The following is a 15,356-nucleotide window of genomic DNA, read 5'->3' as shown; positions in this document are numbered from 1 at the left end:
CTGCCTGATCTCGGTCCCATTGAAGCCCGCCGGGTGGGGAAAGTAAATGTGCCGAGGGGCGTTGATCAGCGGGCGAGCGGCTCGTTTCAGCCGCTCACCCGCCTCAGTTCAGCCCGTCACCTTGATCTCGGAGATCCCACCGCGGAACCAGTCCGAGACGCCGTCGCTCGGCAGCTCGGTGATGTGTACCAGCACGTAGCGTGTCTTGACGGCCTTCTCCAGCTTCACCGTCAGCTTTTCACCGGCCTTCGTCGGCTTGGAGAGCCGCTGCGAGAAGTCACTGAGTGCCGACGGGTTCGACGCGGACGGCGCCGCCGCTAGAACCTCAGCGGTCTGGCCCGGACGGTACATGCTGACCTCTACGCCGGAGACGTCCTTGGCGCTTCCGAGGTCTATGACGATGCCGCTGCCGTCCTTACGGGCCGGCAGGTTCCCGAAGTTCGCCCACCCCTTGAAGCGCTTGGTCACCCACGCCGTCGAGGGGTTGTCGTCCGTCGCGTTCGAAGCCTGGTCGCCGGAGAACGCCGATACCAGCGGAGAGAACTCCGTGGCACTTTGGATCGTCAGCGGAACCGACGGCTTCTTCTTCTTGGTGCCGTCCTGCGACTGCGAGTTCCCCGGATCGTCCTGGTCCTTCTCGCGCTTGAGCAGGGTGTCCGCGAGCTGCCAGCTGCCCAGACCCAGCGCCGCGATGAGCAGCGCGGAGACGGACCACTTCAGGGCCCGGCCGGTGCGGCTCTGGAGCGGGGGCGGCGGTGTGGCGATCGCCTGGGTCGGCCGACCGGCCTGGGTGTTACGGGACGCCGTCTGCCGGTAGCTGCCCTGCTGGTAGCCCGTGCGCTGGTACGGCGGGGGCGTGGTGAACGCGGTCTCCGGCGGCCGGATGCGGGGCATCGCCGCGACCGCCTTGGACAGCTCCTCCGGGGTGGTGCACGGCTGCTCCTGGCGGGAGGCCGTGGCGCCGTCATTGATCAGTGCGCGCATGGCGAGCTCGGAGAGCCCGCGGTGGACGCCGGCGCGGACCTGGTCGGGTGCGATCAGTCCGACGCCCTTCGGCAGCCCGGTCAGGCCGTGTGCGTCGTTCTCGTACGGCCAGCGCTGAGTGAGCGCGGCGTACAGCAGTGCGCCGATGGCCTCGGTGTCCGTGCGCTGCGGGTGCTCGCAGCTGATGCCGCGGAGTGCGGCCATGACGGCCAGGCCGCGGATGCGGTACTGCCCGGACTCCGTCCGCAGCACCGAGCTGGGGGTGATCCGCAGGTGGGCCAGGCCTTCGCGGTGTGCGGCGGCCATGGCCTGGGAGACCTGGCTGACCAGCTGGTAGGCGTCGTGCGGCTCCAGGGGGCCGTTGGCGAGGAGGGTGGTCAGCTCGGTGGCGTCCGGAAGCCACTCATGGACGACGTAGACGAGGTCGTTCTCCTCGACGGCGTCCAGGACCTGAACGAACCGGGGGTCGCCGAGCAGCGCCGAGGAACGGGCGGCGGAGAGCACCGGCCGGGCCCGCGGATGGTCGGCGGGCAGGATATGTACGCCGACGGCGCGGCGCAGCTTTTCGTCGACCGCACGCCAGCTGCTGAATCCGTCCAGACGGGTGACGCACTCTTCGAGGCGGTAGCGTCTGGCGAGCTTGTGGCCGCTGTGCAGATCCGGTGGCTGGGCCTCGTCCGCCGCACGCGTCTCGTCGGTGCGTGCGGCGTCGTTGTCCCTGCCGGATACCTTCTCGGCCTTAGCACCGTCGTCCGTGGCCTTGCCCGCCTTGGCGGTCAGCGGCTCTTCGCCGCTCGTGTCGGCCACGTCGACGGCAGCCGTGCTCCGTTCCGCCACCGTCGTTCCTGCCTCCCCATCCGTTGCAGGCTCAATGAGCCAAGACAATTGTGCCCACAGTCCGCCACTATGCACGACACACGGTGGCAGTCGATGGTTGTGCTCAATCAACGCCCAAGCTTTGACCGGACCATGCCGACCAGGGCGTTCATTTCCTCGATGCGCATTTTGCGTGCGGCCACGTAGAACACGGCCAAAAGGGCGGCGGCGCCGGCGATCAGAGCGGCCAGGGAGCCGAAGAAGCCGCTGCCCAACATCTGCATGATCGCGTACACCAGGGCCCCGGAGACGAGCGTGGCCGGGATGCTGGCGCCGGCCAGCCGCGCGTAGGTCCGGACGATGTGCGCCGTGTCGAGGTCACCGTCCATGCGCCTGCTCAGTCGCCGCCAGGCCACCCCGACGCCGATGATGTACGCCAGGCCGTACGAGGCCGCCATGCCCACCACGGCCCAGCGGGCGGGCAGGACCAGGAAGCAGAGCCCGGAGGCGGCGGCGTTGACGGCGGCGACGATCACCGTGTTGTAGAAGGGGGTGCGGGTGTCCTCGTACGCGTAGAAGGCGCGCAGGACGACGTACTGCACCGAGAACGGGATCAGGCCCACGCCGAACGCCATCAGCATGTAGCCCATGGGGACGCCGGCGCCGGACGATCCGTAGACCAGGGTGCACAGCGGGACGCCGAGGGACAGGAAGCCGAACGCGATCGGGACGATGGCGACGGCGGAGGTCCGCAGACCCTGCGACATGTCGTCCCGGACCGCGCCGGTGTCGCCGTCGTGCGCGGAGCGGGCCAGCCGCGGCAGCAGCGCCGCCATGACGGAAACGGTGATGATCGCCTGCGGCATGTTCCAGATCAGCTGGGCGCTGGCGTAGGAGATGAAGCCGGTGCCCGGGTGTCCCTGCTGGTCGGCGGTGTTGCCGGCCCAGGTGGAGAGCTGGGTGACGACCAGGACGCCGGCCTGGTTGGCGAGGACGAAGAGCACGGTCCACTTGGCGAGCTTGGCGGCCTTGCCCAGGCCGTGGCCGCGCCAGTCGAACCGCAGACGGAGCTTGAAGTCGGCGTCGCGCAGGTACGGGATCATCGCCAGCGCCTGGACGACGAGCCCGAGGAGGGTGCCGATGCCCAGCAGGCGGATGCCCTCGTCCGGGATGGTGGTGACGCCGATGTGCGAGGTCTTCGCCGTGCCGTAGACCCCGATGAAGAGGCCGAAGGTGGCGATCATGACGATGTTGTTGAGGACCGGGGTCCACATCATCGCGCCGAAGCGGCCGCGGGCGTTGAGGACCTGCCCCATGACCACGTGCAGACCCATGAAGAAGATCGTGGGGACGCAGTAACGGGTGAACGCCACGGCGACCTCGTTGGCCGCCGGGTCGCGGGAGATGTCGAACGAGACCAGTTTCACCAGGAGGGGCGCCGCGACCACCGCCAGCACCGTCAGCACCCCGAGCACCACGATGACCAGGGTCAGCAGCCGGTTGGCGTAGGCCTCGCCGCCGTCGTCGTCCTCCTTCATGGCGCGCACCAGCTGCGGCACGAAGACGGAGTTCAGACCGCCGCCGATGGTCAGGATGAAGATCATCGTCGGGAGCTGATAGGCGACCTGCCAGGAGTCACCGAGCACCGCACCGCCCAGCGCCGCGACGATCAGCGCCGAGCGGACGAAGCCCGTAAGGCGGGACACCATCGTGCCGGCGGCCATCACCGCGCTGGACTTGAGCAGACCGGAGGCCCGGCCGCCGGAGGGCTTGCCGGCCGCCGGCACGGGAGCGGGCTCCGGCTCCGGCGCGGTCTGCTGCGGAACGGACTCCGGTCCGGGCGCCGCCCCGGTCATCGGCGCCCCGGCGGACGGACCGGCCGGGGCGGGGCGCTGGGGGTCGTAGGGATGCTGATCCCGGTAGAGGTGCGCGAAGGCGTCGGGCTCCGGACGCTCCTCCCCGGCCTGGCCGACCAGGGGATCGACACCCATGAACTGCGTCGTCGCGGCGTCGTCACCGTACGGAGCGGTCCGGTCCGGACGGTGCGGCGCGGGCGTCCGGGGCGCGGCCCACGCCTGCGGGTCAGGGGCCTGCCGCCCGGGCGCGGCCTGCGGGTAGAGCGGCTGGTTGGGCTGGCCCGGGTGCGGCGGCGGGTGCGCGGCGCGGTCGTAGCGTGCGTCGCTCACCGGGTCCTGCGCCATCGGGTCCTGGGCGCGGTGCGGGTCGTTGCGGTAGGCGTCCCGGACGTAGGGGTCCTGGTCCGCGGGGAACGGGGGCGTCGGAGGGACCGGCCCCATGGGGTCGCCATCGGCGCCCCGGCCCCGGTCACCGTCGTACGGCGCATTCATCGCTGCCCCACCTCATCAGTCGCCGGCCATCCGGCCCCGCCATCTATCAACGGTCCACTTTCTCACCTGAGCCGGATGGCTCGGACTTTTCCGAACCGGTGTCCGGCGCGGGGTCACTCGGCTGCTCGGGCTCGTCTCCGTCCGTGCCGCCGTCGTTGCCGTCCGTGCCCGACGCGCCTTCGGAGCCGTCCTCGGGGCCGTCGTCCTCGGTCCGGTTGCCCGCCCGCTTGCGCTGGAGGTAGATCCGTACGCCGGCGAGCACGAGCAGCAGCACGCCGCCCGCGATGACGAGCATCACCGTCGCGGTGATCTCCGTGACGTTCACCTGGAACGTCATGGGCTCACCGTAGGGCTTTCCGTCCGAGGTGTAGAGCTGGGCGGTCACCCAGGCCCGGCCGTTGGCGTTGGCGGTGGTGTCGAACTTGAACGACTGGCTGTGCCCGCCGTCCACCGAGATCTGCTGCGACTTGCCCGCGTCGAGCCGGTTGGGCTGGGAGGACGTGAGCCGCAGCGTCATGTCCTTGACGCCCTGGAAGAGGTTGTTCTGGACCGTCACCGGAATCGTGGCGCTGCGCCCGGACAGCGTGGCCTCCGACTTCTGGATCAGGTGCACCTTCGTGGTCAGGTCGTTGAGATAGTTGCGCACGGAGTGACGGAAGCGGGCGGCGCCGGAGTGGTCGTCGCGCCACTGCGTCGACATCTCCCGCATCATCGCGTTGCCGAACGGGGTCACCACCCGCTCCGGCTGGGCCAGGATCGGCTGGAAGTCCTCCAGCGTCGCCTGGGTGCTCTGGATCTGCCGGAACGCCTCGGTGGGCAGCTCCTGCCGACGCAGTGAGGACGGGTAGGAGGCGCCGCTCGGCACCTGGCGGGTGGCCGCGGGGTCGGGCTTGGCCTTGGCCGCGGCGCCGAGGTTCTGCGCCTGGGTCCAGCGGCCGGACTCGTCCAGCTCGCGCAGGGCGGTGGCCATGGCGTGCGCCTGGCTGGCGGTTGGCATCCGCTGCGGTGCGACGACGACGCTGCGCTGCCGCTCCGGGTCCTGCAGGCCGATCATCTGGGTCTGGGCGAGGAATTCCTGGACCGCGTGCGTCGCCTTCGACGCCTGCGACATGTCGCCCTCGAAGGCCCGGGAGAGCTGCGCGTCCGCCACGATGGCGGTGTTGCCGCCGCCGATGGGCCGGGCCGCCGTCGGGGTGTAGGACAGCCGGCCGGCGTCCCGGAGGCTGTCGCTGCGGGTGATCACGTTGTGCGCGCCGGCCGAGGTCGCGACATCGACGATCGAGCGGTCGATGGCGCCGTCGACGGGCCAGGCGAAGTCCGTGCGCGGCTTCACGCCGAGGATCGTGTCCACGGTCTTGTCGGCGAGGTCGGTGGCCGGTCCGAGGTGGCTGAGCGCGCTCGGCACGCCCTTGCCGTGGTGCGCGAGCGAGGCCAGGTCGGGGTCGGCGAAGGGCAGCGCGACCACCTGGTGCGACTTGACCGCCTCTTCGAGCTCGTGCAGCCACTGTTTGGCGACCGCCTGGTTCTTCCCCATGGGCCCGTCCGGGCCGTTCACCCGGTACGACTTGGTCATCGCGTCGACGGTCGCGAGCAGGTCGGGGTCGATGACGAAGGTCACCGGGAGGTTCTTGCCGAGCGCGACCATCTGCTGCAGCCGGCCGCCGGGGGCGAGCTCGGCGGCGAGATCGTCATTGCGGAAGACCGGAGTCTGCTGGGCGTCGGCGTCGGTCTCGGCCGTGAGGCGCGTCGAAGAGATCAGCGGCCACATGTAGGTGAGCTGCGTCTTCTTGTCGGCGTCGGCGGACTGCCAGGGCAGGAAGGTCCGGTCCATCCCCAGGACCTGGTCGTACGGTGAGGCCTGGGAGTGCCCCGACACAGAGACACCGATCTGGTACACGCCGTTGTCGTCGAGTTCGAGGTCCTTGACCGGGACGCTGAGGCTGAAGGGGCGGCTGGCGCCGGCCTCCAGCTTGTTGATCTTCTCCGTGTGGCCCTTGATCTCCTCGCCGTCCACGCCGGGCAGATAGCCGGTGCGACGTGAGGCCGACTCGATCGAACTGCGGTTGCCCAGCGCATCGCCGCGGTGCATCCCGACGTGCGCGCCGGTGATCGTGGTGCGGCTGTCGTTGGTCAGGGTGCCCGAGACGGTGACCGTGTCGCCCTTGCCGGGGGCCGACGGCGACATGGCATCGATGGACACGTCGACCGTCTGCGACCCGGCCGGGGCGGCCTGGGCGGACGGGGCGTGCGGGCCCTGGAGCAGTCCGACGAGCAGGGGCACTCCAGTGACGAGTGTCACGGTCCTGCGCAGCCATCGACCACGCGGCCGTTCAGTCCCCTGGAACCCTGCCGCCTCGGCCACGCGCTCGCCCGTCCCTCGTGTCGTCAGTGGTCGTCGGAATGTGCGTCCACGAATGGTAACGAGACCTGCCGCGGACGAGTGCCGGGGACTGCTCCACATGATCGCGGAGCCGACGGCCGCCTGACCGGCCTGTCCCCTTTATTACGTGCGCCTTTATTACGTGGCGCTTCGCACGGCGCGGCCACGTACCCTGTTCTGTTGTGCCGAACGCCAACAATGACCTCCCTGTCCCGCACGCCGAGCGGACCCCGCAGTCGACGGATGCGTTGAACCACGTGCAGCGCCGCGCCGTGAGCGAGCTGCTGCGGGTGTCCCCCGTCGCGGACGACCTGGCCCGCCGATTCCATGAGGCCGGGTTCACACTTGCCCTGGTCGGTGGCTCGGTCCGGGATGCGCTGCTCGGCCGGCTCGGCAACGACCTGGACTTCACCACCGACGCGCGCCCCGAGGACGTCCTGAAGATCGTCCGGCCGTGGGCTGACGCGCTCTGGGAGGTCGGGATCGCCTTCGGCACCGTCGGCTGCAAGAAGGACTCGTTCGACATCGAGGTCACGACGTACCGCTCCGAGGCGTACGACCGCACGTCCCGCAAGCCCGAGGTGTCCTACGGCGACTCCATCGAGGACGACCTGGTCCGCCGGGACTTCACGGTGAACGCGATGGCGGTCTTCCTGCCGCAGAAGGAGTTCGTCGACCCGCACAACGGCCTGGAAGACCTGGCCGCCCGTGTGCTGCGCACCCCGGGTGCACCGGAGGACTCGTTCTCGGACGATCCGCTGCGGATGATGCGTGCGGCCCGGTTCGCCGCCCAGCTGGACTTCGAGGTCGCGCCCGACGTCGTCGCCGCGATGAAGGAGATGGCCGACCGCATCGACATCGTCTCCGCCGAGCGGGTCCGGGACGAGCTGAACAAGCTGATCGTCGCGCCGCACCCGATCAAGGGGCTGCGGCTGCTCGTCGACTCCGGGCTGGCGGACCGGGTCCTGCCCGAGCTTCCCGCGCTGCGTCTGGAAAGTGACGAGCATCACCGTCACAAGGATGTCTACGAGCACTCGCTCACGGTGCTGGAGCAGGCGATCGACCTCGAAGAGGACGGTCCCGATCTGGTGCTGCGGCTGGCGGCCCTGCTGCACGACATCGGCAAGCCGCGGACGCGCCGCTTCGAGAAGGACGGCCGGGTCTCCTTCCATCACCACGAGGTGGTGGGCGCGAAGATGACCAAGAAGCGGATGGCCGCGCTGAAGTACTCCAACGACATGATCAAGGATGTCTCGCGGCTGGTGGAGCTGCATCTGCGCTTCCACGGCTACGGGATGGGCGAATGGACCGACTCGGCGGTCCGCCGCTATGTCCGTGACGCCGGCCCGCAGCTGGAGCGGCTGCACAAGCTGACGCGTTCCGACTGCACGACCCGTAACAAGCGCAAGGCCAGTGCCCTGTCCCGCGCGTATGACGGGTTGGAGGAGCGCATCGCGCGGCTGCAGGAGCAGGAAGAGCTCGATGCGATCCGCCCGGACCTGGACGGCAACGACATCATGGAAATCCTGGGGCTGCGGCCGGGGCCCGAGGTCGGCAAGGCGTACAAGCAGATGCTGGAGCTCCGGCTGGAGCACGGGCCCATGGAGCGCGAGGCGGCGATTGCCGCGCTGAAGGACTGGTGGGCCACACAGCAGGGCTGATGTTTCACGTGAAACAGGGAGGCCAGCCTCGGCGGGTGCGATGTTTCACGTGAAACGGGTGGGTGGTCGGCCAGTGTGGTGTTTCACGTGAAACGAGTGGACGATGGGCCGCTGCCCTGTTTCACGTGAAACAGGGGCGCAGAGCGCAGACGACTGGGGCGGTGTTTCACGTGAAACACCGCCCCAGATGCGTCTTCGAGAGACGTGGAGTGCGCTACTTGGTTGGCGTCAGGCAAAGCACCATGGCCGTGTCGGCCCGCCGACGACGGTGCACCGTCTTGACGTAGGCGTCCTCACCGGCGGAGCACACGGTCGGATCCGAGGTGCCGTCGTGCACCTTGGACACCTTGTACTGGGCCTCCCCGCTGCTGCAGTCGACCACTGCGAGGCCGTCGTCGAGTGAACTGCTGGACTTCTTCACGCAGTCGCCGGCCTCGGCGTTGCTGGCGTCGTCCCGGCTGGTGAACCAGAAGAACGCGAAGGCGATCAGAACGAAGACGATCCCGATGCCCCGCAGAATCGACTTGGCGGAACGGGTCTTGGCCGGGCGGGGCGGCGGTATGGGAGCGCCGGCCTGCGCGTAGGGCTGCTGCGGCTGCGCCGGGTACCCCGGCTGGGCCTGGCCGTAGGGCGCCTGCGGCTGCTGGGGATAGGCGTATCCGCCCTGGGGCTGGCCGTACGGGGCCTGGGGAGCCGGAGGCGCCTGCGGATACGGGTTCTGGCCGTAAGGCTGCTGCCCGTACGGCGCCTGGCCGTACGGATTCGGCCCCGGCGGCGGCATGGTCATGGAACTCCCCCGATTTTGTTGTGTACAGGCTTGGGTGGGACGCCCGTAAGGTACCGGGTCCCGGGCCCCGCCGCAGGGACGGGATCCCGGTAGGCCGGGGAGCGCGGTGCCTAACTGCGGCGAAAGCGGGCCATTGCCGCGGCGACCAGCGCGTAGAGGACCGTCACCACGCCGAGCAGCGCGGCCGATCTGCCGTCCGGCGGCAGCATGAGGGCGGCGACCGCGGCGGCGCCGACGAAGGCGACGTTGAAGAGCACGTCGTACAGGGCGAAGATGCGCCCGCGGTAGGCATCGTCGACCGAGGACTGGACGACTGTGTCCGTGGAAATCTTGGTTCCCTGGGTGCCGAGGCCGAGCACGAACGCGGCGGCCAGCATCGGACCCGGTGTGAAGAAGAGGCCCAGCGCCGGCACCAGCACCGCACCGCCGAGGGCACAGCAGGCGATCCAGCCGAACGCGGTGAGCCGTCCCACCGCCCAGGGAGTGACGACGGCGGCGGCGAAGAATCCCGCCCCCGACACCACGACGGCGATGCCGAGCAGCGCCAGGCCCTCTGACTCGGTGTCCGACCAGGAATACCGGCACAGCATCAGCACCATGACCGTCAACGCCCCGTAGCAGAAGCGGACCAGGGTCATCGCGGCCAGGGCACGGGCCGGCACGCGCCGCTGGGCGAGATGGCGCAGGCCAGCCGCCAGGCCGCGTACGGTGCCCAACAGGGCCTCGCCCAGGCCGGGTTGGAGCTGCGTCGGGTCGGGGCCGAGCAGCTGCGGCGTCATGCGCAGGGCGGTGAGGGCCGAGAGGAAGTAGAAGGCTGCGGCGAGCAGCACGACGAAGGCATCCACGTCGGGGCCGGCCAGCCGGACCGCGAAGGCCAGCCCGCCACCGGCCGTCGCGGCGAGCGTCCCGGCCGTCGGAGCGAGCGAGTTGGCCATGACGAGTTGCTCTTCACCGTGGACCACGCGGGGCAGCGCGGCCGAGAGCCCGGCCAGCACGAAGCGGTTCACCGCCGTCACCGAGAGGGCCGAGGCGTAGAAGAGCCAGTCGGGGACCTTCGACACGATCAGCGCCGCGGTGGCCATGGCGAGCAGCGATCGCAGCAGGTTCCCGTACAGCAGGACCTGACGGCGTCGCCAGCGGTCGAGCAGTACACCGGTGAACGGCCCGAGGAGCGAGTACGGGAGCAGCAGGATGGCCATGGCCGAGGCGATGGCCGCGGGCGAGGCCTGCTTCTCCGGTGAGAAGACGACGTAGGTGGCGAGCGCGACCTGGTACACGCCGTCGGCCGCTTGGGAGAGCAGCCGTGCGGCGAGCAGCGAACGGAAGTCGCGTAGCCGGAGTAATACGCGAAGCGCGCGCACAGCATGCATGAGGCACAGCCTCACACAGCCCGCAGGCCCCCGGGTGGAATACCCGGGGGCCTGCGAAGGGTGGATGCGACCGGCGCCTCAGCGCTCGACCTCACCCCGGATGAACTTCTCGACGTTCTCGCGGGCCTCGTCGTCGAAGTACTGGACCGGCGGGGACTTCATGAAGTACGAGGACGCGGAGAGGATCGGGCCGCCGATGCCGCGGTCCTTGGCGATCTTCGCGGCACGCAGCGCGTCGATGATGACGCCCGCGGAGTTCGGGGAGTCCCAGACCTCGAGCTTGTACTCCAGGTTGAGCGGGACGTCGCCGAAGGCGCGGCCTTCGAGGCGGACGTAGGCCCACTTGCGGTCGTCCAGCCAGGCCACGAAGTCCGAGGGACCGATGTGGACGTTGTCCTCGCCCATTTCGCGGTCGCGGATCTGGGAGGTGACGGCCTGGGTCTTGGAGATCTTCTTGGACTCCAGCCGCTCCCGCTCCAGCATGTTCTTGAAGTCCATGTTGCCGCCGACGTTCAGCTGCATCGTGCGGTCCAGGATGACGCCCCGGTCCTCGAAGAGCTTGGCCATCACACGGTGCGTGATGGTGGCGCCGACCTGCGACTTGATGTCGTCACCGACGATCGGGACACCGGCCTCGGTGAACTTGTCCGCCCACTCCTTGGTGCCGGCGATGAAGACCGGGAGGGCGTTGACGAAGGCGACCTTGGCGTCGATGGCGCACTGGGCGTAGTACTTCGCCGCGTCCTCGGACCCCACCGGGAGGTAGCAGACCAGCACATCCGCCTGGGTGTCCTTGAGGACCTGGACGATGTCCACCGGAGCCTCGGCGGACTCCTCGATGGTCTGGCGGTAGTACTTGCCCAGGCCGTCGAGGGTGTGGCCGCGCTGGACCTGCACGCCGGAGTTCGGCACGTCGCAGATCTTGATGGTGTTGTTCTCGCTCGCGCCGATGGCGTCCGCGAGGTCGAGGCCGACCTTCTTGGCGTCGACGTCGAAGGCGGCCACGAACTCGATGTCACGCACGTGGTAGTCGCCGAACTGCACGTGCATGAGGCCGGGCACGCGACTGTCCGGGTCGGCGTCCTTGTAGTACTCGACGCCTTGTACCAGCGAGGCGGCGCAGTTGCCCACGCCGACGATGGCTACGCGAACCGAACCCATTCCGGTTGCTCCCTGTGTTCTCGATGAGGAACTGCAGCGCAGTGCCTCATGTGGTGGTGTCATCGGACGGATCCGGCCGGGATCCACCCCGGTGCCGGGGCAGGCCGCCCGTATCTCCTGACTGGTTCTTCTTGTGCTGTGCTGCGGGATCCGGTGCGTGCTGGTCGCGGCCGGCACGCTCACTCTCGATGAGCCCGTTCAGCCAGCGGACCTCACGCTCCACGGACTCCATGCCGTGGCGTTGCAGTTCGAGGGTGTAGTCGTCCAGCCGCTCGCGGGACCGGGCCAAGGAGGTGCGCATCTTCTCGAGGCGTTCCTCCAGCCGGCTGCGGCGGCCTTCCAGCACTCGCATCCGTACGTCCCGCGACGTCTGGCCGAAAAATGCGAAGCGGACGCCGAAGTGCTCGTCCTCCCACGCATCGGGACCGGAGTGGGCGAGCAGTTCTTCGAAGTGTTCTTTGCCCGCTGCGGTCAATCTGTAGACGATCTTGGCCCGCCGCCCGGTCAGCGCCGCGGCGGGAACACCCTCCGGGCCACTGTCCGTCTCCTCGGTGAGCCAGCCGTTCGCGACCAGCGCCTTGAGGCAGGGATAGAGGGTGCCATAGCTGAACGCACGGAACACCCCGAGGGACGTATTGAGCCGTTTGCGCAGCTCATAGCCGTGCATCGGGGATTCACGGAGCAGGCCGAGGACGGCGAACTCAAGGATGCCGGAACGTCTGGTCATCCTCCGCCTCCTCGGCCCGGTGCGTTCTTTATGCCGTCCTGATGTATCGACTCGATACATCAGGACGATAGAACGGGCCCTGGGGTGGAGCAAGAGGGGGGACGGTGAACGGCGTCACATCACTGATTCGTGCCATCCAACCTGACTGATTTGGAGTGAATTTCAACACTGGGCAGGTTTTGGCCGTGCGTAGTCTGTGCGGCATGCAGACTGCCGGGAACCGCGGGCCGATATCAGACGTCCCCGTCCTCGGTGTAGTGCGGCTCGCGCCCCAGGGGCGGGCCGCGCATCGGGGGGACCTGAAGACAACTGCCGCCTTCAGGCGACGAGATAGCGCGCCTGCCCGAGGAGTATCCGTTCCATGAGCGAGCACCGTCGCAAACCGCCACAGCCGCAGAGTGGCGGACGTGCCGCGGCCCGACGCGCCGCACCGCAGTCAGGGGCAGGGCGCCGTGCCGCCCCTTCGCATGGCTCCGCTGCCGGCCCGACCTCCCCTTCCGGCCCGCCCGGGCAGGAGCCGAGGCTGGGCGGGCGGGCCGAGGCCCGCAGAGCCGCCCAGCGCGGCGGCCGCCGCCGGGCGCCCGACACCGCCGCGATGGGCGCCGGTGGCGGCGGTCGCGGAGGCCGTCGTGGCGGTGGCGGTGGGGGCCCCGAGGGAGGTCGCGGCCGCGGCCGTGGTGGTGGCGGCACGCCCGGCAAGAAGCGGTTCATCGACTATCCGCGTGCCAACAAGTTCGGCTGGCGGCGGTTCGTCCCGTCCTGGAAGCAGGTCGCCAGCCTGTGTATCGGCTTCCTCGGACTGATGGTCGGGGCGGCCGGTGTGGCGCTCGCGATGGTGAAGGTGCCGAGTGAGAGCGACGCGGCCAAGTCGCAGAACAACGTCTATCTCTGGGCCAACGGCAAGGTCATGGCCCGTGACGGTGAGACGAACCGTCAGAACGTGACGATAGACGAGATCCCGAAGTCGATGCAGGATGCAGCGATTTCGGCGGAGAACGCGTCCTTCCGGACCGACTCCGGTGTCGACCCGATGGGTATCGCCCGCGCCCTGCTGAACATGGCCAGGGGCGGTGAGACCCAGGGTGGCTCGACCATCACCCAGCAGTACGTGAAGAACGCGATGCTGAGCCAGGAGCAGACCCTGGACCGCAAGTTCAAGGAACTGTTCATCGCGATCAAGGTCGGCTGGAAGATGGACAAGCCGCAGATCCTCCAGGGCTACCTGAACACCAGCTACTACGGCCGCGGCGCGTACGGCATCCAGGCCGCCGCCCAGGCGTACTACGGCAAGGACGCGAAGAAGCTCACGCCGGACGAGGGGGCGTTCCTCGCGGCAGTCCTGAAGGGCGCCAACCTGTACGACCCCGCGGGCGGCACCGGGCCGGGAGCGTCGGCGGCGGAGAACACCAAGCGCGTCAAGGCCCGCTGGTCGTGGATCCTGGACCGTGAGGTCGCCAACCACCTCATGTCGAAGAAGAAGCGGGCCAAGTACACGATGGACCGCTTCCCGAAGCCCATCCGGCCGAAGCCCGTGGCCAGCAAGAGCGGTCAGATCGGCTATCTGATGGACGTCGCCAAGAAGTACGTCCTGAAGCACGCCGGCATCGCCGAGGCCCGCTTCGACAAGGGCGGCTACACGATCCGGACCACCTTCGACGAGAAGAAGACCCGGGAGCTGGAGGCCGCGGTCAAGAAGGTCGACAAGCGCTACATCGACCCGAAGACGCGGCAGAAGGACAAGTTCGTCCAGTTCGGTGGCGCGTCCGTGGTGCCGGGAGACGGCAAGATCGTCGCTCTCTACGGCGGTGAGGGCTATGACAAGGGCCACTTCAGCAACAACGCCGACACCTTCGGTGTGCCGGTCGGCTCGACCTGGAAGCCGTTCGTGCTCGCGGCCTCGATGAAGTACGGCGTCCCCAAGACCCGGCCCGAGGGGCTCTCGCCGGACAGCCTCTACAACGGCAATGATCACCTCAAGGTGAAGAACGCCGATGGCAGCTACGTCCTGAAGAAGGACAACTCGCCCTTCTACCAGGAGAACGAGAGCAATCACCGCTGGGGCTACATCCCGCTGGTCAAGGCGATGGAACAGTCCGTCAACACGCCCTTCGTCCAGCTGGGCATGGACGTCGGCATGGACAAGGTCCGGGACATGGCGGCGGCCTGCGGTATCTCGCCGGGCAGCTTCGACAAGAACCTCAACCCGTCCTTCGCGCTGGGCACCTCCACACCAAGTGCGATCCGCATGGCCGATGCCTATGCGACCTTCGCCGACTCGGGCACCAAGGTGGAGCCGTACTCGGTGACCAAGGTGACGTCCCAGGGCGTGGACGTGCAGGGCTTCGACAAGCCCAAGCAGGAGACGGCGATGGACTCCAACATCGCCAACAACGTCACCAAGGTCCTCAAGAACGTCATCCAGAACGGCACCGGTAAGGCGGCCCGCCGACTGAACATGCCGGCCGCGGGCAAGACCGGTACCACCGACGAGAACAAGTCGGCCTGGTTCGTCGGCTACACCAAGCAGCTCTCGACGGCCATCACGATGTTCCGCGAGGACGCCCAGAACCCGCGTCAGCTGTCCATGAACGGTGTCGGCGGCTTCGACTCGATCCACGGTGGCGCACTGCCCACCGAGGTCTGGACCGAGTACATGCTGCAGGCGATGAACGGCGTTGTCCCGGAGGACTTCCCCCCGGCGACGCCCATCGGGCAGAAGGCGGACGAGGCGGGGATGCCGGCCCCGACGCCGACGCCCACGCCGTCCGACACGCCGTCGGCGACCCCGTCCGAGACGCCCACCGAGTCCGCTCCCCCGAGCGACAGCCCGAGCCCGTCGCCGACCGACACCTGCTCGCCGTTCGACCCCACCTGCAGGAACACCGGTGGTAACGGCAACGGCGGAGGAAAGGGCGGCGGCACCGGCGGACCGGGCGGCAGTACCGGAGGAGACACGACTCCGACACCGGATCCCACTGATACCAACGGAGGTGGAGGGATCTTCGGCGGCCCGCAAGGCTGACCCCGCGACCGTTTCACGTGAAACAGCGCGATGTTTCACGTGAAACGGAGGCGCCGACGAAGCCCCTGTCCGGCTTGACCGGGCGGGGGCTTCGCCATGT

General features: G+C 68.8%; 9 protein-coding genes. 2 read left to right on the top strand and 7 right to left on the bottom strand.

All coding sequences use genetic code 11. From position 1 onward, the window contains the following. Nucleotides 1-108: 108 nt before the first annotated feature. The 3 genes from ACFV1J_RS07095 to ACFV1J_RS07085 all read right to left on the bottom strand — a co-directional run bounded on the left by ACFV1J_RS07095 (nt 109) and on the right by ACFV1J_RS07085 (nt 6,447). Nucleotides 109-1,821: a serine/threonine protein kinase gene (locus tag ACFV1J_RS07095; RefSeq protein WP_385856228.1), complete on the bottom strand. Its 1,713-nt coding sequence runs from the start codon at nt 1,819-1,821 to the stop codon at nt 109-111. Between the two features lie 107 nt (nt 1,822-1,928). Continuing rightward, the gene (gene murJ / locus ACFV1J_RS07090) at nt 1,929-4,148 is read right to left on the bottom strand and encodes a murein biosynthesis integral membrane protein MurJ (RefSeq protein WP_385856227.1); all 2,220 of its coding nucleotides are present in this window, start codon (nt 4,146-4,148) and stop codon (nt 1,929-1,931) included. 46 nt (nt 4,149-4,194) lie between these two features. After that, nucleotides 4,195-6,447 carry a DUF6049 family protein gene (locus tag ACFV1J_RS07085; protein ID WP_385856226.1) on the bottom strand — a complete coding sequence of 751 codons (2,253 nt, stop codon included), beginning with the start codon at nt 6,445-6,447 and terminating at the stop codon, nt 4,195-4,197. Nucleotides 6,448-6,710: 263 nt separating this feature from the next. Between ACFV1J_RS07085 and ACFV1J_RS07080 the strand changes: the two genes are divergently transcribed. Beyond that, the gene (locus tag ACFV1J_RS07080; RefSeq protein ID WP_385856225.1) at nt 6,711-8,189 is read left to right on the top strand and encodes a CCA tRNA nucleotidyltransferase; all 1,479 of its coding nucleotides are present in this window, start codon (nt 6,711-6,713) and stop codon (nt 8,187-8,189) included. Nucleotides 8,190-8,403: 214 nt separating this feature from the next. On the opposite strand, the gene ACFV1J_RS07075 is transcribed toward ACFV1J_RS07080, so the two are convergent. From ACFV1J_RS07075 to ACFV1J_RS07060, 4 genes are all read right to left on the bottom strand, one after another. After that, a complete protein-coding gene (locus ACFV1J_RS07075; protein ID WP_385856224.1) occupies nt 8,404-8,976 on the bottom strand; it encodes a hypothetical protein in 573 nt (190 codons plus the stop codon). Between the two features lie 110 nt (nt 8,977-9,086). Next, nucleotides 9,087-10,346 (bottom strand): MFS transporter, encoded by a 1,260-nt coding sequence (locus ACFV1J_RS07070; protein WP_385856223.1) that lies wholly within the window; start codon nt 10,344-10,346, stop codon nt 9,087-9,089. A gap of 78 nt (nt 10,347-10,424) precedes the next feature. Beyond that, complete coding sequence (locus ACFV1J_RS07065) at nt 10,425-11,507, bottom strand: inositol-3-phosphate synthase (protein WP_385856222.1); 1,083 nt, start codon at nt 11,505-11,507, stop codon at nt 10,425-10,427. 46 nt (nt 11,508-11,553) lie between these two features. Beyond that, a complete protein-coding gene (locus tag ACFV1J_RS07060; RefSeq protein WP_385856221.1) occupies nt 11,554-12,234 on the bottom strand; it encodes a helix-turn-helix transcriptional regulator in 681 nt (226 codons plus the stop codon). 361 nt (nt 12,235-12,595) lie between these two features. Here ACFV1J_RS07060 and ACFV1J_RS07055 point away from each other — a divergent pair, with 361 nt between their 5' ends. Beyond that, complete coding sequence (locus tag ACFV1J_RS07055) at nt 12,596-15,256, top strand: transglycosylase domain-containing protein (RefSeq protein ID WP_385856220.1); 2,661 nt, start codon at nt 12,596-12,598, stop codon at nt 15,254-15,256. Nucleotides 15,257-15,356 lie beyond the last annotated feature (100 nt).

Source organism: Streptomyces sp. NPDC059649 (assembly GCF_042734445.1).
GTDB lineage: Bacteria > Actinomycetota > Actinomycetes > Streptomycetales > Streptomycetaceae > Streptomyces.
The sequence above is the reverse complement of the archived record's forward strand: the minus strand, read 5'-3'. Positions and strand labels throughout refer to the sequence as shown.